The organism is Streptomyces sp. 891-h, from assembly GCF_022760275.1.
Taxonomy (GTDB): domain Bacteria; phylum Actinomycetota; class Actinomycetes; order Streptomycetales; family Streptomycetaceae; genus Streptomyces; species Streptomyces spirodelae.
Genome location: NZ_CP050693.1, coordinates 922,260 through 947,052, shown reverse-complemented (window position 1 = coordinate 947,052; position 24,793 = coordinate 922,260). Strand labels below are relative to the sequence as shown.

Sequence of the window (24,793 nt, the reverse complement as noted above, 5' to 3'; positions counted from 1 at the left end):
TCCCCACCCCGCTTCCCCGTCTCGTCTCCCGCCCCGAGCCGACCCCCCAACTCAACCGTCGACGCTTCCCGTTGCGCGCCACCCGTCGAAGCGCTTCGACTCGAAGGAGAGTCCCGTGCAGGAACAGGGCACCCCCAGACGCCACCTCCTCGCCCTCGGCCTGGCCGCCCCGCTGGTGGCCGCCGGTACGGGTCTTGCGGGGGCCGCGCCCGCCACAGCGCGCCCCCGCAGGTCCACCCGTGCCGGCCACCCTTTCCGTGACCCCGCGCTACCCTTCGAGAAACGCGTCGAGGACCTGCTGGGCAGGCTGACCCGCAAGGAGAAGATCTCCCTGCTGCACCAGTACCAGCCGGCCATCCCCCGGCTCGGTCTGAAGCCCTTCCGCACCGGAAGCGAAGCGCTGCACGGGATCGCCTGGCTCGGCAAGGCCACCGTCTTCCCGCAGGCGATCGGCCTGGCCAGCACCTGGAACCCGGCGCTGATCGAGCGGGTCGGCGCCGCCGTCGGGGACGAGGCGCGCGGCTTCCAGCACGAGCGCCCCAAGGGCTGGGGCCTCAACCTGTGGGCGCCGGTGGTCAATCTGCTGCGCGACCCACGCTGGGGGCGCAACGAGGAGGGCTACTCCGAGGACCCGTATCTGAGCGGGGTCATCTCCACCGCCTACGGCACCGGACTCCAGGGCGACCACCCCCAGTACCTGAAGACGGCCCCCACCATCAAGCACTACCTCGCCAACAACACCGAGAAGAACCGCTCGACCTCGGACTCCGTACTGCCCCCGCGGGCTCGCCACGAGTACTACCAGGCCGCCTTCAGGCCCGCGCTGCGCGCCGACGCCGTCACCGGTGTGATGACCTCCTACAACCTGGTCAACGGCCGCCCCGCCACCGTCGATCCCGGCCTGGACGAGACCGTGCGGAAGTGGGCGGGGAAGGACCTGTTCAACGTCACCGACGCGGACGCGCCCAACAACCTCGTCAAGGGGCAGGACTACTACCCCACCCTGGCCGAGGCCGACGCGGCAGCGCTCAAGGCGGGCATCGACAGTTTCACCTCCGACAGCGAGGACTCCTCCAAGACCGTCGAGGCCCTCACCACGGCGCTGGAGAAGGGCCTGATCACCGAGGCCGACCTGGACACCGCCGTGCGGCACATCCTCGGCATCCGCTGCCGCCTCGGCGAGTTCGACCCGGACGGCGGACCGTACGGGAAGATCCCCGCGTCGGTCGTCGACAGCCCCGAGCACCGCGCCCTGGCCCGCCGGACGGCGCGGGAGGCGATCGTGCTGCTGAAGAACGAGCCGCCGCGGGGCGGCGGCGCTGTGCTGCCGCTGAACGCCCGGAAGACCTCGAAGGTCGCCGTCGTCGGGCCGCTCGCCGACACCCTCTACACCGACTGGTACTCGGGGTCACTGCCGTACGGAGTCACCCCGCGCGAGGGCGTCGCGGCCCGGCTCGGCGCGGCGGGCAAGGTCACCGGGGGTGAGGGCGTCGACCGGATCGCGCTGAAGAACGCGGCCACCGGAGCCTGTCTGACCGCAGGCAGCGGCGAGGAAGGGGCCATCCTCACCGAGAGCGGCGACAGTTCGAGCACCAAAGCGCAGTTCGACGTCTTCGACTGGGGCGAGGGCATCGTCACCCTGCGCAGCGCCGCGAACGCCAAGTACCTCGGCTACGACGGCAAGGTCTTCCGCAACGACCAGGAACAGCCCGGCGGCTGGTTCGTCCAGCAGCAGTTCGTGCTGGAGAAGCAGGCCGACGGCGCCCGGCTGGTGCGCTACGCCGGATACGAGACGCTCACCGACTGGTTCGGCGACAAGAAGTACCTCAAGGCGGGCGAGGACGGCACCGTCACCCTGGTCACCAAGCAGAACGCCACCTCGTACGAGGTCGAGACCGTGCGCGACGGTGTCGCCGCGGCGGTCGAGGCAGCGCGCGAAGCGGACGCGGCCGTCGTCGTGGTCGGCACCATGCCCGCCATCAACGGGCGCGAGGACCACGACCGCGCGTCGATGGCGCTCGCGGAGGGGCAGGCCGCGCTGGTGAAGGCCGTCCGCCGGGCCAACCCGCGCACGGTCGTCGTGCTGGAGACCAGCTACCCGCAGACCGTCACCTGGGAGCAGGAACACATACCCGCACTCGTCTGGACCACCCACGCGGGCCAGGAGACCGGCAACGCGCTGGCGGACGTGCTCTTCGGCGACCACAACCCGGCCGGGCGGCTCACCCAGACCTGGTACCGCTCCGAGGACGACCTGCCCGACCTCCTCGAATACGACATCATCAAGGCCGACCGCACCTATCTGTACTTCCGCGGCGATCCGCTCTACCCCTTCGGACACGGCCTGTCCTACAGCACCTTCCGCTACGGCCGGCCCCGGCTCTCCTCCCACACGCTGGAGCGCGACGGCGCCGTGACCGTCTCGGTGCGGGTCACCAACACCGGCAGCCGCGACGGCGACGAGGTCGTCCAGCTCTACGTCCGCCGGCGCGGCTCGCGGGACAAGCAGCCGCTGCGGCAGCTGCGCGGCTTCGAGCGGGTCCGGCTGAAGGCGGGCCGCTCCACGACCGTACGGCTGAAGCTGCGGGCCGCGGATCTCGCCCACTGGGACGTCACCCGCGGCCGCGAGGTGGTGGAGAGCGGCGTGGTCGAGGTGCGGGTGGGAGCCTCGTCCAGCGACATCCGGGGGCGTACGACCCTGCGGGTGCGCGGCGAGAAGATCCCGCCGCGCGACCTGTCGCGGACCACGCGGGCTGCCTCTTTCGACGACTACCGCGGGGTGCGGCTGGTCGACGAGAGCAAGGAGCGGGGAGAGGCGGTCGGCGCGGAGGAGGACCGCGCATGGGTGCTGTTCCGCGATGTCGATCTGGGACGCGGCGCCGGGAAGCTGACCGCACGGGTGGCCAGGGAGGGCCGGGGCAGCGGGACTCTCACCGTACGGCTCGGCTCGCCGCGCGGGCGGGTGATCGGTTCCGCCGAGGTGCCGAGCACTGGTGACCGGTACGCCTACAAGAGCGTCACCGCACGGTTGCGGGGTGGGCGCGGACGGCACGACGTGTACCTCGTCTTCTCGGATGCGATGCGGCTGAGCACGTTTTCGCTGCGCTGAGCTTTGTCCGCCGCTGTCGCCTTCGGGCTCGGGGGGAGCTGTTGTCGGGCGGCTGCGGATTTGTTCTCGGCTGGTCGCGCAGTTCCCCGCGCCCCTGACGGGGCGCGTCCCTGACGGGGCGCGGCTCCCCCTTTCGAAATGGAGATTTCCAGCTATGCAATTGCGCCCCGTGCTCCCCGTGGTCATGGCGGGGGTGACGGTCGCGTTCGGGCTCAGTGGGTGTGCCGCCGAGCCCGAACCGGGCACCGTCACCGTGCTCAACTCGGCCACCGACACAGCGGAGCACACCAAGAACCAGAAGTTCTTCGACCGCTGCGCCGCCAAGTTCGGGCTGCGGGTGGAGCAGAACAGCGTGCCCGCCGACCAGGTGTCGTCCAAGGCGCTGCGCATGGCGTCCTCGCACTCGCTGCCCGACATCCTCGAACTCGACGGCTCCGAGCTGCCGCAGTTCGCCGAGACGGGCGGGCTGCGCAGCCTGAAGGACCTCGGGGTCCGTACCTCCGGGCTCTCGGACAGCGGCATCTCCCTCGGGACGTTCGAGGGCACCCGCTACGGGATCGCCCGCTCCGTCAACTCCCTCGCCCTCTACTACAACCCTGAGCTGCTGAAGAAGGCCGGGGTCCGCCCGCCCCGGACCTGGGACGAGCTGCGGACGACGGCGAAGAAGCTGACCGGTGACGGGACCTATGGGTTCGCCTTCAGCGCCAGCCCGAACGCGGACGGCGTCTATCAGTTCCTGCCCTTCTTCTGGTCGGCCGGCGGCAACGAGGCACGGCTGGACAACGGCAAGGGCGAGGCGGCGCTGCGGCTGTGGAAGGACCTGGTGAGGGACAAATCCGTCTCCAAGGCGGTGGTCAACTGGAATCAACAGGACGTCAACGACCAGTTCATCGCCGGCCGCACCGCCATGATGATCAACGGCCCCTGGCAGGTGCCGGTGCTGGAGGCGCAGGACAAGGTGGAGTGGGAGGTCGCCAAGTTCCCCGTCCCCGAAGCGGGCGACAAGGCGGTTCCCCCGGTCGGCGGCACCGTGATGACCGTACCCAAGAGTGACGACAGCGAGCGCGAGAAGAACGCCGCCAAGATCCTCAACTGCCTCAACACCCGGAAGAACCAGCTCGACTGGGGCGAGGCCGTCAACAACGTGCCCACCCGCGCCGCCGCCGCACGGGCCTACGCGAAGAAGAACCCCAAGCTCGCCCCGTTCGCCGACCTGGTCACCACCGCACGCTCCCGCACCGCGAAGGTCGGCACCCGCTGGCCGGCCGTGAGCGACGCGCTGGCCGGGGCCTTCCAGTCCGTACTCACCGGCGGCAGCAGCCCGGAGGCGGCCCTGCGCCGCGCCCAGCGGCAGGCCACGGCGGGGGAGTGAGGAGCCGATATGAGTACCGCCACAGCCCCTTCCGTGACCACCCCGCCCGCGGACGTGCCGAAGGCCACGCCGAGCCGGGCAGGGAGCCGCCGCACCGCACTGCTGCGCTGGCTGTTCATCGCGCCCGCGCTGCTCTACATGGCCGCGTTCTTCGGCTATCCGCTGGTGCGCAACGTGCTGATGAGTTTCCAGCACTACACGCCCACCACCTACTTCACCGGCGAGGCTCCCTTCAACGGCCTCGACAACTGGCGCGCCGTGTTCTCCGACCCGCTGTTCACCGACGCGCTGTGGCACACGGCGCTGTTCACGGCGGGCTCGCTGCTGGGCCAGTTCACCCTCGGGCTGGCGCTGGCGGTCTTCTTCTCCCGCCGCTTCCGCCTCTCCCGCTTCGTACGGGCGGTGCTGCTGCTGCCGTGGCTGGTGCCGATGGTGGTGGCCGCCGTGGTGTGGCGGCGCATCCTCGACCAGGAGCACGGCGTCCTCAACGCGGCCCTGAAGACACTGGGGCTGACCGACGGCGGTGTGCCCTGGCTGAGCAGCCCGAGCGTGGCGCTGCTGTCGGCGGTACTGGTCAACATCTGGATCGGCATCCCGTTCAACATGGTGATCCTCTACGGGGGTCTGCAGGAGATACCCCGCGATCTGTACGAGGCGGCCTCGCTGGACGGCGCCGGGCCCTGGCGGGTCTTCCGCTCCGTCACGCTGCCGATGCTGCGGCCGGTGATCACCGTCGTCCTCGTGCTGGGCTTCATGTCGACGGTGAAGATCCTCGACCTGATCCTCGCCCTCACCTCGGGCGGCCCCGCCGACGCCACCCAGACGCTGGGCACCGTCACCTACCAGCTGTCGTTCCTGCGCCTCGACTTCGGCCAGGGCGCCGTGGTCGGCAACGTCCTGATCCTGATCAGCGCGGTCTTCGCGGTCCTCTACCTGCGCGCCAACCGCACCGACTTCGGCAACGGGAAGTGAGCACCATGACCCCGACCACCGCAGCCCGCACGGCACCGGGAACCGGCACGGCACCCGCAACCGGCCGCGGCACCGCTCCGGCAACCGTCCGCAAGGCGCGCGGCGCCTGGAACACCGCCGCCGCGCTGCTGATCCTCGCCGTGCTGCTCTTCCCCGTCTACTGGATGCTGGTCACCGCGCTCCAGCCGTCCTCCGGTATCGACGTGGACTGGTTCCCAACCGACCCCGGGCTCGACAGCTTCCGCAAGGCGCTGGACAGCCAGGGCGGTTCGCTGCTCACCAGCCTCGGCGTCGCGCTGGGCGCCGTCGCGGTCTGCCTGGCGCTGGCGGCTCCCGCCGCCTACGGGCTCGCGCAGTTCTCGCTGCGCGGCGGACAGGCCGTCGTCTTCACCACGCTCATCACCCAGATGGTGCCGGGCATCGTCATCGCCAACGCGCTCTACAGCGCCTACGCCGAGCTGCGCCTGGTCAACTCCTACCTCGGACTGATCCTGGCCGACGCCTCGCTCGGGCTGCCGTTCTCCATCGTGCTGCTGCGCGCCTTCATGGTGTCCATCCCCGGCGAAGTGGTGGAGGCGGCGCTGGTGGACGGCGCGAACAGATTCACCGCGTTCGTACGCGTCGTCCTGCCGATGAGCCGCAACGCGCTGATCACGGCGGGCCTGTTCACGTTCCTGTTCGCTTGGTCGGACTTCATGTTCGCCCTCACCCTCAACACCACCGACGACGTCAAGCCGGTCACGCTCGGCATCTACCAGTTCGTGGGCGCCCACGTCAGCGACTGGGGAGCCGTCATGGCCACCGCCGGGCTGTCCGCGGTCCCGGCGGCGGTGCTGCTGGTCGTCGCGCAGAAGTACATCGCCGCCGGGATCACCGGTGGGTCCGTCAAGTAGGCCCCAGGCCACCGGGTCGTAGCCGCGAGTCGCTGTCGCTGCCCCCGCACTCAGAGCAAGTGAGGCTGTTCATCCTGATGAGTTCCCCTGCCCCGGGCCGCCGTGCGCCCGATCCGCCCCTGCCGGACCTCCCGGAGGACTTCGTCTTCGGTACCGCCACCGCCGCCTACCAGATCGAGGGGGCGCACGACGAGGACGGACGCGGCCCCTCCATCTGGGACACCTACTGCCGTGAGCCCGGCCGGATCGAGGGCGGCGCCACCGGCGATGTGGCCTGCGACCACTACCACCGCTACCGGGAGGACATCGCGCTCCTGCGGGAGCTGGGCGTGGACAGTTACCGCTTCTCCGTGGCCTGGCCGCGCGTGCAGCCCACCGGAGACGGCCCCGCCGACCGGCGTGGCATGGACTTCTACGACCGGCTCACCGACGAATTGCTCGCAGCGGGCGTCTCTCCCGCCGCCACGCTCTACCACTGGGACCTGCCGCAGGCGCTGGAGGACCGGGGCGGCTGGCGGATACGGGAGACGGCCGAGCGGTTCGCCGAGTACACCGCGCTGGTCGCCGCCCGGCTCGGCGACCGGATACCCCGCTGGATCACCCTCAACGAGCCGTTCTGCAGCGCCTTCCTGGGCTACGCCACCGGCCGGCACGCACCCGGCGCGCGGGAGGGGCGTGGAGCGCTGGCCGCGGCGCACCACCTCCTGGTCGGACACGGTCTCGCCGTACGCGCCCTGCGCGCGGCAGGCGTCCAGCAGGCGGGCATCACCCTCAACCCCGACCGGCTGCTGCCCGCCACCGGCTCCGCCGCCGACGCGGCCGCCGTACGCCGGGCCGAGACGCTGCACAACGAGACCTGGCTCGATCCGCTGTTCGCCGGACGCTACCCGCGCGGCGAGGCGGAGACGTGGGGGCCGCAGGCCGACGGATCCTGGCGGCGGGACGGCGATCTGGAGCTGATCGGGGCACAGCTGGACTTCCTCGGCGTCAACTACTACCGCCCGATCACCGTCACCGACGCTCCCTACCGCGACCCGGACCCCCTCACCCGTACCGCCACCGACATCCGCGTCGCCGAGTGCCCACGCGACGACGTACGCCACACCACCATGGGCTGGCCCGTCGACCCGCCCGCCTTCACCGCTCTGCTGACGGACCTCGCGGCCCGCTACCCGGCGCTGCCGCCGCTGCTGATCACCGAGAACGGTTCGGCCGAGGCCGACAGCGTCGCCCCTGACGGGCGGGTGCACGACACCGACCGCATCGACTACCTGCGCGCCCATCTGGCCGCCGTCGCCGAGGCGATCCGGGCAGGCGTGGACGTGCGCGGCTACTACGTGTGGTCGCTGCTGGACAACTTCGAATGGGCCCGAGGCTACGGGCAGCGCTTCGGCCTGATCCGCGTCGACTACCCGACCCAGCAGCGCCTCCCCAAGGACAGCTTCCACTGGTACCGCGACCTGATCGCCGCTCACCGCGCGCAGCACACACCGACCGCACCAGTTGAAGAAAATGGAGGGCAGGCCGCCCGATGAAGTTCACCGACGGCTACTGGCTGATGCGCGACGGCGTCCAGGCGTCGTACGCCACCGAGATCGCCGACACCCGCATCAGCGACGACCGTTTCACCCTCTACGCTCCCGTACGGCACATCCGGCACCGGGGCGACACCCTCAACGGCCCCCTGCTGACCGTGGAGTGCTTCGCACCGGCCGAAGGGGTGATCGGCGTCCGCGTCACCCACCACGCCGGAACCCCCGACCGGGGCCCGCACTTCGCGCTGCGGCACGGGCAGGACGACACCGCGGCCGGCAAGGTCACCCGCGACGGCAGCCTGCTCGAGATGACCAGCGGCGGACTGGCGCTGCGGGTCGACACGGCGGGCCCGTACCGGCTGGACTTCACCGCCGACGGCCGCACCCTCACCTCCGTCGAGGCGCGCGGCACCGGCTACGCCACCACACCCGACGGCACCCACCACTCCCTCGCCCAGCTCTCACTGGGCGTCGGCGAACTCGTCTACGGACTCGGGGAACGCTTCACCCCGTTCGTCCGCAACGGGCAGAGCGTCGACATCTGGCAGGCGGACGGCGGCACCGCCAGCGAACAGGCGTACAAGAACGTCCCGTTCCACCTCACAAACCGGGGCTACGGCGTCTTCGTCAACCACCCCGGCAAGGTCTCCTACGAGGTCGGCTCGGAGGCCGTCGGCCAGGTGCAGTTCAGCGTCGAGGACCAGACGTTGGAGTACTACGTCATCCACGGCCCCACACCCAAGGAGATCCTCGCCCGCTACACGGCCCTCACCGGCCGCCCGCCGCTGCCCCCGGCCTGGTCCTTCGGACTGTGGCTGTCCACCTCCTTCACCACCGCCTACGACGAGGAGACCGTCAGCGGCTTCGTGCGCGGCATGGCCGAACGCGACATCCCGCTGGGAGTCTTCCACTTCGACTGCTTCTGGATGCGCGCCTACCAGTGGTGCGACTTCACCTGGGACCCGGAGGTCTTCCCCGACCCGGAGGGCATGCTGCGCCGGCTCAAGGACGAGCAGGAGCTGCGGATCTGCGTATGGATCAACCCCTACATCGCCCAGAAGTCCCCGCTGTTCGACGAGGCGGCCCGGCTCGGCTACCTCGTGCGGCGGCCGGACGGCAGCGTATGGCAGTGGGACCTGTGGCAGGCGGGCATGGGCCTGGTCGACTTCACCCACCCCGAGGCGCGCGCCTGGTACGCGGACAAGCTGCGCGGGCTGCTCGGGCAGGGCGTCGACTGCTTCAAGACCGACTTCGGCGAACGGGTGCCCACCGATGTCGTCTGGCACGACGGCTCCGACCCGGAGCGGATGCACAACTACTACACCCAGCTGTACAACCGCACCGTCTTCGAGACCCTCACCGAGGAGCGCGGCGAGGGCGAGGCCGTGCTCTTCGCGCGCTCCGCCACGGCGGGCGGCCAGCAGTACCCCGTCCACTGGGGCGGCGACTGCGAGTCCACCTTCGGCGCCATGGCCGAGTCGCTGCGCGGCGGCCTCTCGCTCGGCCTGTCCGGATTCGGCTTCTGGAGCCACGACATCGGCGGCTTCGAAGGGGACCCCGATCCGGCGCTGTTCAAGCGCTGGGTGCAGTTCGGGCTGCTCTCCTCGCACAGCCGGCTGCACGGCAGCACGTCCTACCGGGTGCCGTGGGCCTACGACGAGGAAGCCGTCACCGTCACCCGCGACTTCACGCGCCTCAAGCACCGCCTGATGCCGTACCTCTACGCCGCGGCACGGCAGGCCGCCGAGGCGGGCACACCCGTGATGCGGGCCATGCTGCTGGACTTTCCCGACGATCCCGCGTGCCAGACCCTCGACCGGCAGTACATGCTCGGCGACGACCTGCTGGTGGCCCCCGTCTTCACCGCCGACGGCACCGTGGAGTACTACGTACCCGACGGCGAGTGGACCCACCTGCTGTCCGGCGAGCGGGTCCGGGGCCCCGGCTGGCGGCAGGAGCGCCACGGCTTCGACAGCCTGCCGCTGCTGGTGCGGCCCGGGGCCGTGCTCCCCTGGGGCGAACGGGACGGGTGCGCCGACTACGACTGGGCGCACGGGGTGACGCTGCGCGTTCCTGGGCTCGCCGATGGTTGTACGGTCACCACGCGGGTGCCGCGCCCTGGCGGAGCCGACGCCGTGTTCCGTACGACACGTGAGGGCTCCCGCATCACGGTTGAGGCCACGGGGGCCCCGGGCCCCTGGCACCTCCGCACCGGCGAGGGCCCCCTGGTGACAGCCCCCGCCGGCACCAGGACCCTCACGACACAGCTCCCATAACGCGTACCCGGCATGGTGGGGGCAGCCCCTACGCCGGGGCACCCCCTCACCGCCCGGCTCTCACCTCGCGGGGCACCGACTCGGCGGCGGCAGCCCGCGGCACGCGAACCCGCGCGGGCTGCTGCCGCACAGGCTGGGCCACCCCGGCACTCCGGGCTGTCACATGCCGAAGGACCCCCTCGACCAGGCGCGGCGCCGTGAAGCCGGCGCCGTGCACAAAGCGCATCGCCGGGCCGAACGAAGGCGCCGTCAGCAGCCCGGCGAAGAACAGCCCGGGGTGCGAGGACTCGAAGTCCTGTCCCACCCAGGGCGCTCCGCTGTTGCCGACCCGGCGCAGTGTCTCCCGCAGGGTGGAGTCCAGCAGCCCGAGCCGGAACAGGTCCGGGACGAAACCGGTCGCCGCCACCACGTGGGCGGTCTCCAGGGTCCGCGCCGTACCGTCCGAGCCCTTCAGCCACAGCCGCACCCGCTCGGCGGGACCGTCGCCGACCTTCCCGACACCGCCACCCGTGCGGTCCGCCGCTGTGATGGTGTGGCCCAGCAGCGTCCGCACGGCCGGCTCGAACCGCTCCCGCAGCCACCACGCGCCCGCCGGGCCGAGGGCGTGCCGGGCGATGTGCAGCCGTACCGCAGGCGGCAGCCGCCGTACCGTGCCGGGCTTCCGCGACCACACCCAGGTCGGCCAGCCGGTGCCGAGCGCGCTGTGCGGGTCGACCAGTGCGGCGATCCGGTTGCGCTCCAGCGGCTTCGGCGTCGCGTTCCAGTGGAGGCGGGGCGCGCGGGCCACCAGCCGGGGCTCGGCCCCCTCCTCGGCCAGCAGCGTCGCCGTCTCCAGCGCCGCCTGCCCGGCGCCGACCACGGTGACGTCCTTGCCCCGGAACCGGCTCAGATCGCGGTGGTCGGTGCTGTGCGAGACCAGCTCGCGGGGGAGGCCGCGCAGGGCGGCCGGCCGGTGTGCGAACGGCAGTACGCCGATGGCCAGCGCGACGGTCCGGGTCGTGAGCTGCTCACCCTGTGCCGTGCGGATCCGGAAGCCGGAGGAGTGCGGAATGATCTGCGTGACCGTCAGCTCCTCCGCCGGGGGCGCCGCGTGTCTGCCGAACCAGGTGCCGTACTCGGTGAAGGTGTCCAGCGGCAGCGGCCGGCCGTGCCCCACCTCGACACCACGGTCGGCGCAGTAGGCGGTGAGCGTGTGGGCGCCCTCCGGATCGGAGAGGGCCGAGGCGCTCGGCTCGGACTTGAGGAACATTCCGCGTGGCATGTGGTCCCGCCAGGAGGCCATCGGCCTGCCGAGCACCCGCAGGCGCAGACCCGCCGCCGCGGCGTGCGAGGCGATGGACAGTCCGTAGGGACCGGCTCCCACCACTACGAGGTCGTACATGGGTTCCTTCTCTCTGCGTGCTGTGAGGGTTCGTGGTGTCGTACGTGCGGGGTCTGCGCACCGGACACGGGCTGCGCGCCTGACACGTCCCGCGCACCGGGTGGTACGGCCCTCGCCTGCATCCCGGCGGCCCTGGCCGGACTCGTGGCGCGCAGCGCCTGGCCGAGGCAGCGCCCCAGCCAGCCCGCGACCATCGCGGCGAAGGGCAGCGGGTCGTCGGCGGCGAACCAGGCACGCTCCACAGGAGCGCGCCCCGGCTGCCCTGCTGCCGGGCCGGGCGGGCGCGGGCCCAGCAGCGTGGCGAGCAGCGCGTAGTTCTCCACCACGAAGACCCGGCCGGGCCCGCCGCGCGGCTCTGCGGGACGCGGGCCGGAGACTGCCCCCGGTACGGCACGCCCGGTCAGGTGCAGATGCTGGGCGCGCACCACATCCAGGCCCCACTCGTCCGTGAAGAGCCGGAACTGCGCGCCGGGCCGCGGGTTGAAGTCCACCAGGTGGTGGACGCCCGTCGCCGGGTCGAGCCGGAAGTCGAGGTCGAGGATGCCGCGGTAGTCCAGGGCCGCGGTCAGGCGCTCCGCCGCCTCTTCGACGGCCGGGCTGGGCAGCCAGCGGCCCACGGCTGTCAGACCGGTGTGCGGCGGCCAGGCCCGCTCCTTGCGCCCGGCGCCGCCGATCAGGAACCTGCCACCGCCCACCGCGTACCCGTGGAAGAACCAGTCGGCTCCCGGTGCGTGGGGCAGCCGCCGCTGGAACAGCAGGGCGCTGCCCGCCTCTTCGGTTCGCTCGAACAGCCGCACCGCCTCCGCCCGCGTACGGACCAGCGAGGTACTGCGCAGGCCGGGCGGCAGCAGCCAGGGGCGGCTCCACTTGGCCACCACCGGCAGTCCCAGCGCGACGGCCTCGCGACCCGCCTCCCCTGCACTGCCGGGCAGCACGGTGGCGGGGTGCGCGATTCCGGCGCGGGCGCAGACAGCGGCCAGCTCCGCCTTGTCCGCGAGCCGGGCGGGCAGCGACGGCTCGACGGCGGGCAGCAGATAGCGTCCGGCGAGCCGGGGTGCCAGCCGCGCTGCGGCGATCGCCCCGTGGTCGTCCAGCGGCAGCAGCACGGCGGGCCTGCCGAGTTCGGCGGAGATCTCGGTCAGTGCGCTCTCCAGCTGCGCGTCGGACACCGTTCCCGCCGGACCGTAGCGGGCCGGGCCGCCGGTGCGGCCGGTGCGGTCGGTTCCGGTGAGCGGCAGGCTGCGCGCCCGGAAGCGCGGCAGGCTGTGCACACGGCGCAGGAAGCGCGTTGTGCCCACTGGGCCGCGCACGGAGCCGAGCAGGGCGTGCACCTCGATCCCCGCGCGTCCCAGTGACCGTGCGGCGCCCAGGGTGCCGTGATGGTACGGGTTCGGATCGAGGCGCAGCAGCAGGGCGGGAACATCCGTGGCGAACGACGGCATGGGCATGTCCTTCAGGCGTGGAACGGACAGGCGGAGCGACAATCCTGATGACCTGTCATCAGTATTTCTGCTGACAAGTCATCGGAAAACCGGACCAATGGCCGCCCGGAGCCGGAACCCCGGACGGGGCCGCAGCCCCGGGACGAGCCGGGACCCCGGAACGGGCGACGGCACGGGAACGATCAGGAGGAGCCATGCGGACCCACCGACACGAGCGGATCAGGGCGGCCCTGTGCGCGGGAGCCGTCGCCACGGGACTGCTGGCCTCCTGCACCGTCCTGCCGGTCGGCGCACCCGGCTCCGCAACCGGAACCGGCCCCCGCCCCGCGACCGGACCGGATGAGCGCCCCGCTCGGCCCCCGACGCCCTCCGCGTCGACTCCCGCGCCCTCCGCCTCCGCCTCTCCCGCCTCCCCTTCCGCACCGGTCCCCGCCGAAGACCCCCTGGTGGGCGCCTTCCTCGGCTCCGGCCCCGAGGGGGTGCACCGCATCCGCGGCATGGAGCACTGGCTCGGCGGCACCCGGCTGCGCGCGGGGCGCACCTACCTGCCCGGGCGCCTGTGGACCGACATCGAGGGCCGGCCCGACTTCCTGGCACCGTGGGCGCGCTGGCGGCACGCGGCTCCCGGCCGGCTGCTGGTGCTCAACGTGCCGATGGCCGACCACAATGAGCCCGGACTGCCCGATCGGCGGGTACGGGCACTGCTGCGCGCGGGCGCTGCCGGGCGCTTCGACCGCCACTACCGCACCCTGGCGAATCGGCTGGTGCACCAGCGGCTCGAGGACACCGTCCTGGTGCTGGGCTGGGAGATGAACGGCACCACCTACACGCACCGCTGCGGGCCCGACCCCGTGGCATGGAAGGCGTACTGGCGCCGGATCGTCACCACCATGCGCTCCGTGCCGGGGCAGCGGTTCCGTTTCGACTTCGCACCCAGCCGCGGCCGGGACGCGATCCCCTGGACCCGCTGCTACCCGGGCGACGACGTGGTCGACGTGCTCGGAATGGACGCCTACGACCAGCCGGCCGGCATGTCCTTCTACCAGCAGGTGCGCGAACCGTACGGACTCCAGGCGCACGTCGACTTCGCGGCCCGGCACCGCAAACCCGTCTCGTACCCGGAGTGGGGGCTGTTCCGCAACGGGGACAACGCCGAGTACGTCCGAGGGATGCTCGCCTGGATGGACCGGTACCGGCCGCTCTACCAGACGGTCAGCGACTACTGCCCGCACGGCGTGTGGCGCTGCCGGGACAACCCGGCCTCCTCGGCGGCGTACCGGGCGGAGCTGTCCTCCAGGCCGCCGCACTGGTGGGAGCGCTGCTGGCGCTTGGGTGACTACTGCGTACGGCTCGACTGGCTGCGCGCTCTGCCTGGACAGCCTGCGTCGGACCCGGCCCGGGCGCCGCGCCGCCGTCACCGGCGGCCCAGCGCGGCACGGACCGCGGCGACCCCCGGCCGCTCGCGCAGCGCACCCGCCGCCAGCTCGCGGACAGCCACCTGGGATGCGAGCAGCGCCAGCGCGGGGGCCAGCTCCCTGCGCGCCAGCAGATAGCGCCGGTTGGCGGCGGTCACCGGGTGCCAGCGCAGCTTGTACGGCTCGGTGCCGCGCAGCAGGCTCAGCGTGCCCCGCCCGGTGGCGGCCGCGTACTGCGCGTCGTGCCGCAGCAGCATCGTCGCGATGTCCACCCGCTGTTCCCGCAGCTGGGGATCAGCCCCGTACAGATACCCGCACACCAGATCAGGGGAGGTGAAGGCGACGTCGCAGGCGGCCACTCGGCCGTCGATCCGGTACTCGGTCACGGCCGCGTCCCCGCCCTCGACCAAGGTCGCCGTGGCACGCACCAGATGGGACCCGAAGCGGGCCCGCAGATGCTCGGGAGTGACACCCTTGCCGCGCCACTGCCGCTCGTGCAGCCGGAGCATGGTGCGCACCGCCTCGGGCACGCGCTCGCCCGTCACGTCGTGCGCCTCGATGCCGAGCTGGTCGATACGGCGCAGCTTGCGCCGGGTGCGCTTGGCGCTGGCGGGCGCCAGCCGGCGCAGCATCTCCGCCATGGGGACGCCGGGCAGTTCGAGGCAGACCGAGTCGGCCAGGCATCTGCTCACCCCTGGCCAGGCCGCGTACAGCCGCTCGGCGGCACCGCCGGGGCGCACCTCCCGCAGATCCACAACGGCACTGCGGAAGGCCGTGTGGAGGGCTCGTGCCAGCGCTCCGGCAGCGCGCGGACAGCTGTCGTCCAGCAGCACGTCCTGGTAGTCGGAGATGCTGCCGCCGAGGGTGACCAGTACGGGCAGCGGCCGGTGCACGAGCATCAGCGGAGCGGCCGCGACCAGTCGGCCGTTCTCCCGGACCAGGACGACGCGCAGCCTGCCCCGGCGCCCGTAGGACCGCCACCACGACCACAGCCAGGCGTGGCTCTGGAACGGCGTCGCCGACCGGTTGCGGGAGCGCAGCGCCTCCCAGTCGGCCGCCAGCGCGGCGAACTGCTCCTCGGACCGGCACAGCGTCGCCGTCAGCCGGACGGGCGGCTGCCCGGAAGCGTCACCCCGCCCGCCGCGCCACGGCGACAGCACGGGACCGGCCAGCCTGCGGCGGGTGGGCGGCGCCGGCGGGGAGGTCATCGGGAGCCCTCCAACTCGGCGGCCGGCCGCGCGGTGGTGCCGCCGCTGCCGCTGCCGGCGCCGGCCTGGGCGGGCCCCGGCACCGTGGCCGCCCCAGCGGGTTCGCGGCGCTGCGGGCGCGCCAGCAGCGCCAGCCCGCCCAGCAGCCCGCCCGCACTCACCCCTACCGACAGGGCGATCGGCACCGAGGGCGAGACCGGACCGGCGGACGGGGCGGCCTTCGAGACGACGGTCAGCCGGACGCCGGTCTTCTCGGCCGACTTCTTCGCCGTACCGGTCAGGGCGCGGGCCACCGCGTCGGCGTATCGGGCCGCCTCGCCCGGCCGGGGGGCGCTCCCGGTGATCCGCACCATCGGAGCGTCCGGCGAGGCGCCCGCGCGCACCCGGGAGCGCAGCGCCCCGCGCGGCAGCCCCGAGCGGGCCTCGGCCGCGCCCAGCACGAAGGCGTCCGTGGCGATCTTCCCGTACGCCTGCGCGTAGCCGAGCGCCGACGCGGCCTCGGCATGCGGGCCGGGCGAGACAAGGACATAGCTGGTGGCCTCGTACGCCGGCTCAGCGCCGGTCGCGTATCCGGCACCGCCGAGCGCGCCCAGCGCCACACACACCGGTAGCGGCCACCACCTGGGCACCCGGCGTCGCCGGGTGCGCCGCCGGGGCGCCTCCACCGCGTCCGGCGCGGCCTCCGGTGCGGCGCTGTCGGGCTGCGCGGCGGTCGCGGGCTGCACGGCGCTGTGGGGCTCGGCTGCGCTCTCGGAGGCCGGTGCCGCCTTTCCGGGTGCGGCCTTGGACATGGAACTCACCTCGTCGTCAGGGGACTGTCGTGGCTGTCGTGGCAGACACGGCCGGCGTGGCTGCTGTCGCGGCCGACGTGGTCGACGTGGCCGGCACGGTCGGCGTGGCTGCCATGGGGGCGCAGGGGCGGCCGAGCGCCGCGCGGTAGACCTGTGCGAGACGCTCCGCGCAGTGCGCGACGTCGTAGTGGCGCACCGCGTCCGGCACCGGCAGCCGCACCGGTCCGGCCGTCCGCATCGCGTACAGCTCCCTCGCCAGTCCGCCCGGGGAAGCCGGGAACCGCCGCGCTCCCGGTGCCTGACCCGGCGGCAGGTCCTCGACCGCTGGGCAGGCGGCGTACAGCACCGGCAGCCCGGCCGCGAGCGCTTCGACCACCGCCAGCCCGAAGGACTCCTCGGGGGACGGCGAGACGAACACATCGGCGGCCGCGAGCACTCCGGGCACGTCCGGCGCCCCGGGAGCCGGGCCGCCGTGCTCGGCCGGTCCCGGCACCGCGCCCAGTCCGCCCGCGCACGCTCCCGGCAGCAGCACCCGGTCGGCGGCACCGGCCGCCTCGGCGCGCGCCCGCAGGGCCGCGCGCTCCGGGCCCTCCCCGGCCAGCACCAGCCGGGCACCGGGTACCGCGGCAACAGCGTCGACCAGCGCATCGAAGCGCTTGCCCGGCACCAGGCGGCCGACCCCGGCCACCACGAAGTCGTCGTCGGCCAGGCCCAGTCGGCGCCGGACGGTGGCGCGGACCGCCGGATCGAAGCGGAAGCGGGCGGCGTCGACGCCGTTGGGCACGGTGTGCAGTCGCGCCGCCGGAACACCCCAGCTGCGCAGCCGTGCGGCGACGGTGCCGGAGACGGCGACGGTGGCGCTGCCGAGCCGTTCGGTGGCCAGATAGAGAGCCCGCACCGCGGGGGTGAGGCGACGGCCCTCCAGCAGGTGCTCGCCCAGCGAGTGCTCGGTGGCCACCACGTGGCGCACCCCGGCCAGCCGCGCCGCGATCCTGCCGTAGACACAGGCCCGGTACAGATGGGTGTGCACCAGGTCGTGGTTTCCGGAGCGCACCAGCCGCACCAGCCGGGGCAGGGCCCCCAGGTCACGGTTGCCCGCCATGCCCAGGTGGGTCACGCGGGTGCCGTCGGCGCTGATGCCCCGCGCCACGGCGCCCGGTGCGGTGAGCGTGACGACCTCGCTGTGCACGGAGTGCCCCGGCAGGTGGCGCAGCAGCAGCCGCAACTGCTCCTCGGCGCCGCCGATGTCGAGCCCGGTGATGATGTGCAGCACTCTCATCCGCGCACACCCTCCCGGCCCGCGGCGTCCCCGGGCGCCCAGGCTGCGGGCAGCGCCCTGCGGCGCAGCGGGTGCAGCACCTTCTTCAGATACAGCCGCACGGAGGTGTCCCGGGAGCCGACGTAGGCGCGGGGCAGCGCGTGGACACCGGTGAGCGGACCCGGGTCGATGGCGCACGCGTAGCTGTAGCCGGCGGCCCGCACCGCTCCGACGGCCCTGCTGTCGAGCCTCCCGTACGGGTAGCAGAAGCCGGCCGGTGCCGTTCCGGTGAGCTCGGTCAGCAGGCTGCGGCTGTGTGCCGTCTCGCGCTCCAGGGTGGTGGCTTCCGCCGTCGTCAGATCGGTGTGGGTCAGCCCGTGCGAGCCGATCTCCATCCCCGCGGCGGCGACGGCGCGGATGCCGGCCGCGTCCAGCAGCGGCTTGCGCGGGCCGAGCCCGTCCCAGTCGTTGGCGCCGCCGAGCCGCCCCGGCAGGACGAACGCGGTCGCTGTGCACTCGTACCGCAGCAGCAGGGGCACTGCGGCGGTCAGGAAGTCGGCGTAGCCGTCGTCGAAGGTGAGGCCCACCAGACCGGCGCCCCGCCCTGCCGCGCTCTCCCGCAGCAGCCGCCCGACGCTCACCCCACGCAGCCCGCGGTCGCGCAGCCAGCGCAGCTGCCGCTCCAGCCGCGCCGGTGAGACGGTGATGCCGTACGGGTCCTCGGGGCACTCGGCGACCGAGTGGTACATCAGCAGCCAGGGCGCTCGTGTCGTGGTGTCAGCGGGCATGGGCGATCCTCCGTTTGACGATGGCGAACAGCCGCGGCAGCTCCGGCGCTCCCACCAGCAGCCCGACGGCCACGAAGACGGCCAGGACGACGCCGCCGCCCACGAACGCTCCGGCGAGCGGCATGTGCGACGACCCGGTGGCGGCCCACCCGGCGGCGGCCCACCCGGCGGCGGTGGCAGCGCCGGCGGCGACCAGCAGCCGCAGCAGCCCGGCCGTCACCCGGGGCACGTCGATGGCCACCACCCGGGCACCGAGCCCGTGCAGCAGCAGGGCCGCACTGACGGTGATGCCCAGCGCGTTGGCCGCGGCGATGCCCAGGACGCCCCAGCCGGCGGCGGCCGGCACTCCGGCGCCGACGGTCACCGCCAGCCCGGCGCCCATCGCGGCGGCCGGGTACCAGGGCGGGCGGCGGCCGGAGAAGAACGGCCGCACCAGCGCGCCGACCATGCTGTGCCCCAGCAGTCCGCAGGCGTACACCCGCATCACGGCGGCGGTGGCGGCGGTGTCCCGCCCGTCGAAGGCGCCGCGCTCGAAGAGCAGCGCGACGAGCTGCGGTGCGCAGGCGATCACATAGGCGGCGCCCAGCAGCACCACGATCCCCGCCAGCGTCAGGTCGCGCTCCACCCGGCGCCGGGCCGCCTCGGCGTCGCCGTCGGCCATGGCACGCGCCACCACGGGGAACGTGACGGTGCACACCATCAAGGAGAGCACCATCGGCAGTTGGGCCACCTTCTGCGCGTAGTTGAGGTGCGAGATGGCTCCCGAGGGCAGGCCGGAGGCGACGAACCGTTCGAAGAGGACCTGCGACTGCCGGCTCACCGTGAACGTGACGATCGGAGCGAGCACACCGAGACCGACGAACGCACCGGTGCGTGCGGCCTCCGGCATCCCCGCCCCGCCCCGCCCCGGATTCCTGGCGCGGCTCTTGGCGCGGCTCTTGGCGCGGTTCTCGGCGCGGTTCCCGGTGCGGCTCTTGGCGTCGGCGGGCAACCGGCCCAGGAAGGCGGGAAGCTGGATGAGCACCATCAGTGCCCCGCCGACGGCGACCCCCAGCGCGGCGGCCCGCACCCCCCACAGCCCGTGCCCGGCGAACATCACCGCGATGATCCCGGCGTTGTAGGCGAGGTAGATGGCGGCGGGCGCCACGAAGTGCCGGTGGGCCCGCAGCGCCGCACTGAAGTACCCGGCGAGGCCGAAGGTCAGCACCGTGAGCGCCGTCAGCCGGAGGCAGTCGACCGCGGTGCCGGTATCGGGCAGACCGGGCGCCAGCACCTGTACGGCCCACGGGGCGGTCAGCACCAGGAAGCCCGCGACGCAGGCGAGCAGGAGCGAGAGCCGGGGCAGGGTGCCCGCCACCAACGCGCGCACCGGGTCCGCGTGCACGGGCTCCATCGCTTCCGGGCCAGGCACCTGCCGGGCCGCCCGGCGGGAGAGAGCGAGGCTGAAGGCGGGGACGAGGACGAGCGCCATGGCGTCCTCGATCAGCAAGGTGGCGGCCAGTTCGGGCACGGTCCAGGCGACGAGGAAGGCGTCCGTGCCGGCGTCGGCGCCGAAGAGCCGCGCGATGGCCTGGTCCCGCAGCAGCCCGCACAGCGACCCGGCGGCGGTGAGCCCGGCGGTCACGGCCGCGGCCCGGGCCAGGAACCGCCCGAGCCGCGGCGACTGCGCACCGGAGCCGGCCGACCGCCCCGCCCCGGGCTCCCCGTCCGCCGCCGACGTCTTGGCTGCTGGCGACGTCTTGGCCGCCGCCGATGCCCCCGCCGGCGGCGAAGTCGCCGGCTTCGACGATGTCCCGGCTGCCGGGGGAGTGCCGGTCATGTGCGCGCCGGCCGGGGCCGGAGGAGCGGGAAGGCGGCGGGTCATCGTGGGCCCCCGTCCGCCTTCGGCGCGCGGCCCCGGTGCCACCAGGCAGCCGTCCGGGCAGCCGTCCCGTCAGCCGCCCGTTCAACCGTCCCGTCACTCGTGCCGTCAGCGGTCTGCTCGACCGCCGGTGACAGCGCCCACCAGGTGGCCGACCCCAGCACCAGGGCCGTGAGTACCGTCGAGGGGCCGCCGATGTCTCCGTAGAGGAAGTCCACGCTCTGCCACACCAGCAGTCCGGCGGCCACCGCTCCGCAGTCGGTCGCGCGGCAGCCGGGACCGCCGCGCCGGGCATCGACCAGGCGCCGTCCACCGCGGACCAGCAGCACCCCCCAGGAGCCCATGAGCGCCACGGTGCCCACCAGGCCCTGCTCGCTGAGCACCAGCAGATACATGTTGTGCGGTGACAGCAGCGGTTCCCGCTGGAAAGGCACTCCCGCGCCAGCCGTGTCGCTGCCGGATGACAGTTCCAACGCGGCGTGCGCATCCCGGTGTTCGGGGAACTCCTTGGGGCCGACGCCGGTGACGGGGGCCTCCCGCCAGATGTCCAGGGCCGCACCCCACAGGGTGTACCGGTCCGTCACCGAGCGGTCGGGCGAGTCCGAGACCTCGGTGATGCTGCGGGCCCGCTGGGACAGCTCCTGGGTGGCCAGCCCGAAGCCGCCGACCAGCACCATGCCGGTGGCGGCGACGGCGGCCAGCACGCACACCGTCGTACGCACCCCGCGCAGCGCGAGCAGCAGCAGGACCGCCGAAGCCGTCGCGATCCAGGCACCCCGGCTGTAGGAGAGGGCGAGCGGTACGACGAGCGCGGCGGCGCTGCCCAGCGCGCAGGGGCGCAGCCACCGTGGCGCGCCGGCCGGCGGATGGAGCCCGCACGCCAGGGCCGTCACCAGTCCGTACGAGACGGCGGTGGCCATGCCCATCACATCCAGCGGGCCGAAGGTGCCCACAGCGCGCACGTTCTCGCCCTGGTAGGAGGCGCCGTTGCCGGTGAGGGCCTGTACGACGCCGACCCCGCCCTCGACCAGTGCCAGCAGCACCACCGCAGCGCACATCAGCCGCACGTCCCGGGCGTCCCGCAGCGACAGCAGCACCGCGCCCGGCACCAGGACGAAGAGCTGGAGGTAGCGCACGAAGCCGGGCAGGCTCGCCGCCGGGTCCGCCGAGGCGATCGTCGTCACGGCGAACGCCGCGGCGGGTACGCCCAGTACGACCGCGGCGAGCGGTGTCAGCGCACGCGGCCCGACCCGCCCGGCCGTCCGGTGCGCCGGTGGGCGCAGCAGCCCGAGCGCGCACCACAGCACCAGTACGCCCGAGCACAGGTCCGCGAGCGTCACACCGCCGTGCCCGGCCGCCCCGGCGCCGCCGGCCGGGGCGCACAGCAGCAGCACCGTCACAAGGACCGGCACCACCGGTCCGCGCGGCAGCGCCCAGTAGCTGCCAGGGCCGCCGCCGGGGGTGCCGCGGCCGCGCGTGCCGCCGTGCGGCTGCGCTCGGACCGCCGCGCCCCGGCGGGCCGGCGTCAACAGGGCTGCGCTGCCGGCGGGCCCGCTCACCGGCCCTCCAGCCGGAAGAAGGAGGTTGCCGTACGGCAGATGATCCGCACGTCCTGCCACAGCGACCAGGTCTCGATGTAGTGGTTGTCGAACCTGGCACGGTCCGCGATGGAGGTGTCGCCGCGCAGCCCGTGCACCTGTGCCAGGCCGGTGATGCCGACAGGCGCGCGGTGCCGCTGCGCGTAACCGGGGTACCTGTCGCTGAACTTCCCGACGAAGTAGGGGCGTTCAGGGCGGGGTCCCACCAGGCTCATATCACCCCGCAGCACGTTCCACAGCTGCGGCAGCTCATCCAGCGAGGTGCGGCGCAGCAGCCTGCCGACGTGGCTGGTGCGCGCGTCCCCCGCGACGGTCCACCGGGTCGCCGCCTCGTGCTCGTCGCTGTGCCGCACGGTGCGGAACTTCAGCAGCGCGAACGGGCGTCCGTCCTGTCCGATTCGCTCCTGCCTGAAGAGCACACCGGGACCGTCCAGCAGCCGTACCGCCAGGGCGCAGCCCGCCATCACCGGTGCCGCCAGCAGCAGCGCGGGCGCAGCCAGTGCGATGTCCAGCAGCCGTTTGCGGCGGCCGGTGCGGGGGCGGGGGCACTCCAGAGCCAGCCGGTGGCAGGAGAAGCCCCACAGATGGGTCTGGAGGGAGCGCTCGCCAACCGCGAGGGCGTGCCCGCCGTGCGCTCCCAGCGCGCAGCCGGGACGTACCAGCCAGCCGGTCACCCCGTTCGCACCCAGCAGCGCGGCCAGCCCGGCGGTGTGCGGGTCCTCCCAGGGGGACCGGACGAAGACGGCGTCCCGTACGGCACTGCCGGTCACCGTGCGCGCCACCTCGTCCAGAGCGGTGACGACCGGTAGCGGAGACCGCCCAGCCGGGGCCCCGCCGTCCGGCACCACCAGCGCCACGGGCCGCAGCCCGTATCTGCGCTGCTGTGCGAGCGCGGCGGTCACGGCATACGCCGGCTCCCCCTGGCCGACGATCAGCGCGGCGCGCGGCCTGCTGCGTCCCCGGCGGCGGCGGAGCCCGTGCACCAGGGCGCGGCCCGTGCAGGCCAGTACCGCACTGGCGGCGATTCCCGCCAGCAGGCCGGTCAGGCTCAGCGTTCCGGTGCGGTCGCAGGCGGCCAGCACCGTGACGCCGACGCACCAGGCGATCGCCACCCGCCTGCTGAGCGCCGGGAGTTCGTCCAGCGCCTGCGGGTCCAGCCGGGGACGGTAGAGGCCCGCCCGCGCACACAGCGCCGTGAGGCTCGCGCAGACCGGTGCCAGCAGCAGCGCCGCACCGTCCGGCTCCGCACAGGCCAGGGCGGCCACCGCGGTCCCCGCCACATCGGCGGCGACCAGTGGCAGCGCCGGGCCCGGGCGGCGCCGGGCAGCGGCCGGGGGCGCCGTCCCGGGCACCGGCCCGCGAGCCGAAGGTACCGAAGGGGCCGTCACCTCCCGTGCGCCCTCGGCCTGCTCCTGCGCCGCGTGGTCCGTACCGGCCCCCGGGCGGGGCAGCAGGGAAGCGATGTGTGCCGTGCTCTCGGCGGCCGTCCGGTCCGGTTCGGCGACGCTCCGCGGGTTCGGGGCGCTGTCCGCGCTCTGCGTGGTCATCGGGCACCGGCCCGCTCCGCAGCCGGAACGTCCACCAGGGAGCCCCGTTGCCGTAGCACCTCCCGGTACAGCTCCAGCACGGCGGCCGTCGTGGTGTGTACGTCGAATCCGGCCCGTACGTGTGCGCAGGCGGCGGCGGCCAGTTCGGCGCGCAGGCTCTCGTCGAGAGCCAGCCGCACCACGGCGTCCGCGAGCGCGACCGGGTCGCCGGGTGGCACCAGGCAACTGGTCTCCTGGCCGGGGGGCAGCAGTTCGCGTGACCCGGCCACATCACTGACGAGCACCGGACGGGCGCAGGCCATCGCCTCCAGCGGGGTGAGGGCCATGCCCTCCCACAGCGAGGGCAGCACCACCAGGTCGGCGGCGGCGTACCAGTCGGCCACCGCGTCGGTGGCGCCCGCGAAAACCACCCCGGGCGGTGCCGTGCGGCGCAGCGCCTCCCGGTCGGGGCCGTCACCGACCAGGACGAGCCGCGCGTGCGGCACTCGAGCCGTGACGCGCGGCCAGGCGGCCAACAGGGTGCGCTGGCCCTTCTGTTCGCACAGCCGCCCGACACACACCACCAGCACCGTCCGGCCGTCGGGCCGCAAGGCGGGACAGCCGTCCGGCTGCCGGGCGCCGCGCGGGGTGAAGTGCGAGGCGTCGACGCCGTTGCGCACCACGGCCCAGCGGGCGCGGACGCCGGCTGCCGTGCCGGTGTCCCGTTCGGCCTCGCTCACACACAGCACCCGGTCCGCCCACCGGGCCGCGTACCGCTCCCAGGCACGGGCCAGCCGTGCGGTGCGCCCCGTCGCGGCCTCGAAGGACCAGGCGTGCGGCTGGTAGACGGTGGGCACTCTGCCGCGCAGTGCGAGCCTCGCGGCCAGCCCGGCCTTGGCGCTGTGCGCGTGCACCAGGTCGGGACGTACGGCCCGGACCAGGCGTCGTACGCCGTACACCTCGGCGACCACCCCCACCCCGGGCTCGCGTACCGCCGGCCAGTGAGCGGTCCTGGCTCCGGCCGCCGATGCCGCGCGCGTGAGCCGGCCGCCCTCGGGGCAGCCGACGACGACGTGCAGTCCCGCCCGGGCCTGGGCCCTCGCGAGGTCGGTGACCACCTGGGCCACGCCACCTTCGACGGGCTGGGCCAGGTGCAGAACGGTCATCAGCGCCCGCGACTCGCTGCCGAACGGTGGGGTGCGCTGTGCCGGGAATTCAGGCATGGACGACTCCGCCTCCCGAGATGAAGCAGAGTGACCTTGACAAAATCCGACTGTCGAACATGAGGCGACGCGCCGGTTATCGTCCGGTTTTCACCGAGTGGTCGCACGTCTGGCGGGCGCGGCCGCCGGGGGCCTTCGCCGTGGC

The 24,793-nt window shown here is 73.6% G+C and carries 16 protein-coding genes and 1 pseudogene; 7 read left to right on the top strand and 10 right to left on the bottom strand.

The window, feature by feature from the left end; all coding sequences use genetic code 11:
* Positions 1-115 precede the first annotated feature (115 nt).
* From HC362_RS04215 to yicI, 6 genes are all read left to right on the top strand, one after another.
* Positions 116-3,109, top strand: coding sequence for a glycoside hydrolase family 3 protein (locus HC362_RS04215; protein ID WP_243082419.1), 2,994 nt, complete (start codon positions 116-118; stop codon positions 3,107-3,109).
* Positions 3,110-3,263: 154 nt separating this feature from the next.
* On the top strand, positions 3,264-4,481 hold the full coding sequence (locus HC362_RS04210; RefSeq protein ID WP_243082418.1) for a sugar ABC transporter substrate-binding protein: 1,218 nt from the start codon (positions 3,264-3,266) through the stop codon (positions 4,479-4,481).
* 9 nt (positions 4,482-4,490) lie between these two features.
* Complete coding sequence (locus HC362_RS04205; RefSeq protein WP_243082417.1) at positions 4,491-5,453, top strand: sugar ABC transporter permease; 963 nt, start codon at positions 4,491-4,493, stop codon at positions 5,451-5,453.
* A gap of 164 nt (positions 5,454-5,617) precedes the next feature.
* Positions 5,618-6,346 carry a carbohydrate ABC transporter permease gene (locus HC362_RS04200; protein WP_243088348.1) on the top strand — a complete coding sequence of 243 codons (729 nt, stop codon included), beginning with the start codon at positions 5,618-5,620 and terminating at the stop codon, positions 6,344-6,346.
* Positions 6,347-6,423: 77 nt separating this feature from the next.
* Positions 6,424-7,881, top strand: coding sequence for a GH1 family beta-glucosidase (locus HC362_RS04195; protein WP_243082416.1), 1,458 nt, complete (start codon positions 6,424-6,426; stop codon positions 7,879-7,881).
* Positions 7,878-10,157, top strand: coding sequence for an alpha-xylosidase (gene yicI, locus HC362_RS04190; RefSeq protein WP_243082415.1), 2,280 nt, complete (start codon positions 7,878-7,880; stop codon positions 10,155-10,157). Before HC362_RS04195 ends, yicI begins: the two co-directional genes overlap by 4 nt.
* Before the next feature lie 46 nt (positions 10,158-10,203).
* Here yicI and HC362_RS04185 read toward each other — a convergent pair whose 3' ends face one another.
* Together HC362_RS04185 and HC362_RS04180 are read right to left on the bottom strand one after the other, a co-directional pair.
* Positions 10,204-11,538, bottom strand: coding sequence for an NAD(P)-binding domain-containing protein (locus tag HC362_RS04185; protein ID WP_243082414.1), 1,335 nt, complete (start codon positions 11,536-11,538; stop codon positions 10,204-10,206).
* Positions 11,523-12,980, bottom strand: a complete 1,458-nt coding sequence (locus HC362_RS04180) for an ATP-grasp domain-containing protein (RefSeq protein WP_243082413.1) — start codon at positions 12,978-12,980, stop codon at positions 11,523-11,525. The genes HC362_RS04185 and HC362_RS04180 overlap by 16 nt, the downstream gene beginning before the upstream one ends.
* Positions 12,981-13,174: 194 nt before the next feature.
* On the opposite strand from HC362_RS04180, the gene HC362_RS04175 reads away from it, so the two are divergent.
* A complete protein-coding gene (locus tag HC362_RS04175) occupies positions 13,175-14,533 on the top strand; it encodes a glycosyl hydrolase (protein ID WP_243082412.1) in 1,359 nt (452 codons plus the stop codon).
* A gap of 47 nt (positions 14,534-14,580) precedes the next feature.
* On the opposite strand, the pseudogene HC362_RS35025 reads toward HC362_RS04175, so the two are convergent.
* From HC362_RS35025 to HC362_RS04135, 8 genes and pseudogenes are all read right to left on the bottom strand, one after another.
* Positions 14,581-15,027 (bottom strand): annotated as a pseudogene (locus HC362_RS35025) (GNAT family N-acetyltransferase); the annotation flags it as partial.
* A 572-nt stretch (positions 15,028-15,599) separates the two neighbouring features.
* Entirely contained in the window at positions 15,600-16,394 is a 795-nt protein-coding gene (locus HC362_RS04165; protein ID WP_243082411.1) for a hypothetical protein, read from the bottom strand.
* 16 nt (positions 16,395-16,410) lie between these two features.
* Positions 16,411-17,673, bottom strand: coding sequence for a glycosyltransferase (locus tag HC362_RS04160; protein ID WP_243082410.1), 1,263 nt, complete (start codon positions 17,671-17,673; stop codon positions 16,411-16,413).
* On the bottom strand, positions 17,670-18,440 hold the full coding sequence (locus HC362_RS04155) for a polysaccharide deacetylase family protein (RefSeq protein ID WP_243082409.1): 771 nt from the start codon (positions 18,438-18,440) through the stop codon (positions 17,670-17,672). The genes HC362_RS04160 and HC362_RS04155 overlap by 4 nt, the downstream gene beginning before the upstream one ends.
* A complete protein-coding gene (locus HC362_RS04150; protein ID WP_243082408.1) occupies positions 18,430-20,259 on the bottom strand; it encodes a lipid II flippase MurJ in 1,830 nt (609 codons plus the stop codon). The genes HC362_RS04155 and HC362_RS04150 overlap by 11 nt, the downstream gene beginning before the upstream one ends.
* A 41-nt stretch (positions 20,260-20,300) precedes the next feature.
* Complete coding sequence (locus HC362_RS04145) at positions 20,301-21,860, bottom strand: O-antigen ligase family protein (RefSeq protein ID WP_347568416.1); 1,560 nt, start codon at positions 21,858-21,860, stop codon at positions 20,301-20,303.
* Positions 21,857-23,446 carry an exopolysaccharide biosynthesis polyprenyl glycosylphosphotransferase gene (locus HC362_RS04140; protein ID WP_243082407.1) on the bottom strand — a complete coding sequence of 530 codons (1,590 nt, stop codon included), beginning with the start codon at positions 23,444-23,446 and terminating at the stop codon, positions 21,857-21,859. Before HC362_RS04140 ends, HC362_RS04145 begins: the two co-directional genes overlap by 4 nt.
* Positions 23,443-24,648 carry a glycosyltransferase gene (locus HC362_RS04135; RefSeq protein WP_243082406.1) on the bottom strand — a complete coding sequence of 402 codons (1,206 nt, stop codon included), beginning with the start codon at positions 24,646-24,648 and terminating at the stop codon, positions 23,443-23,445. The genes HC362_RS04140 and HC362_RS04135 overlap by 4 nt, the downstream gene beginning before the upstream one ends.
* Positions 24,649-24,793: the final 145 nt, after the last annotated feature.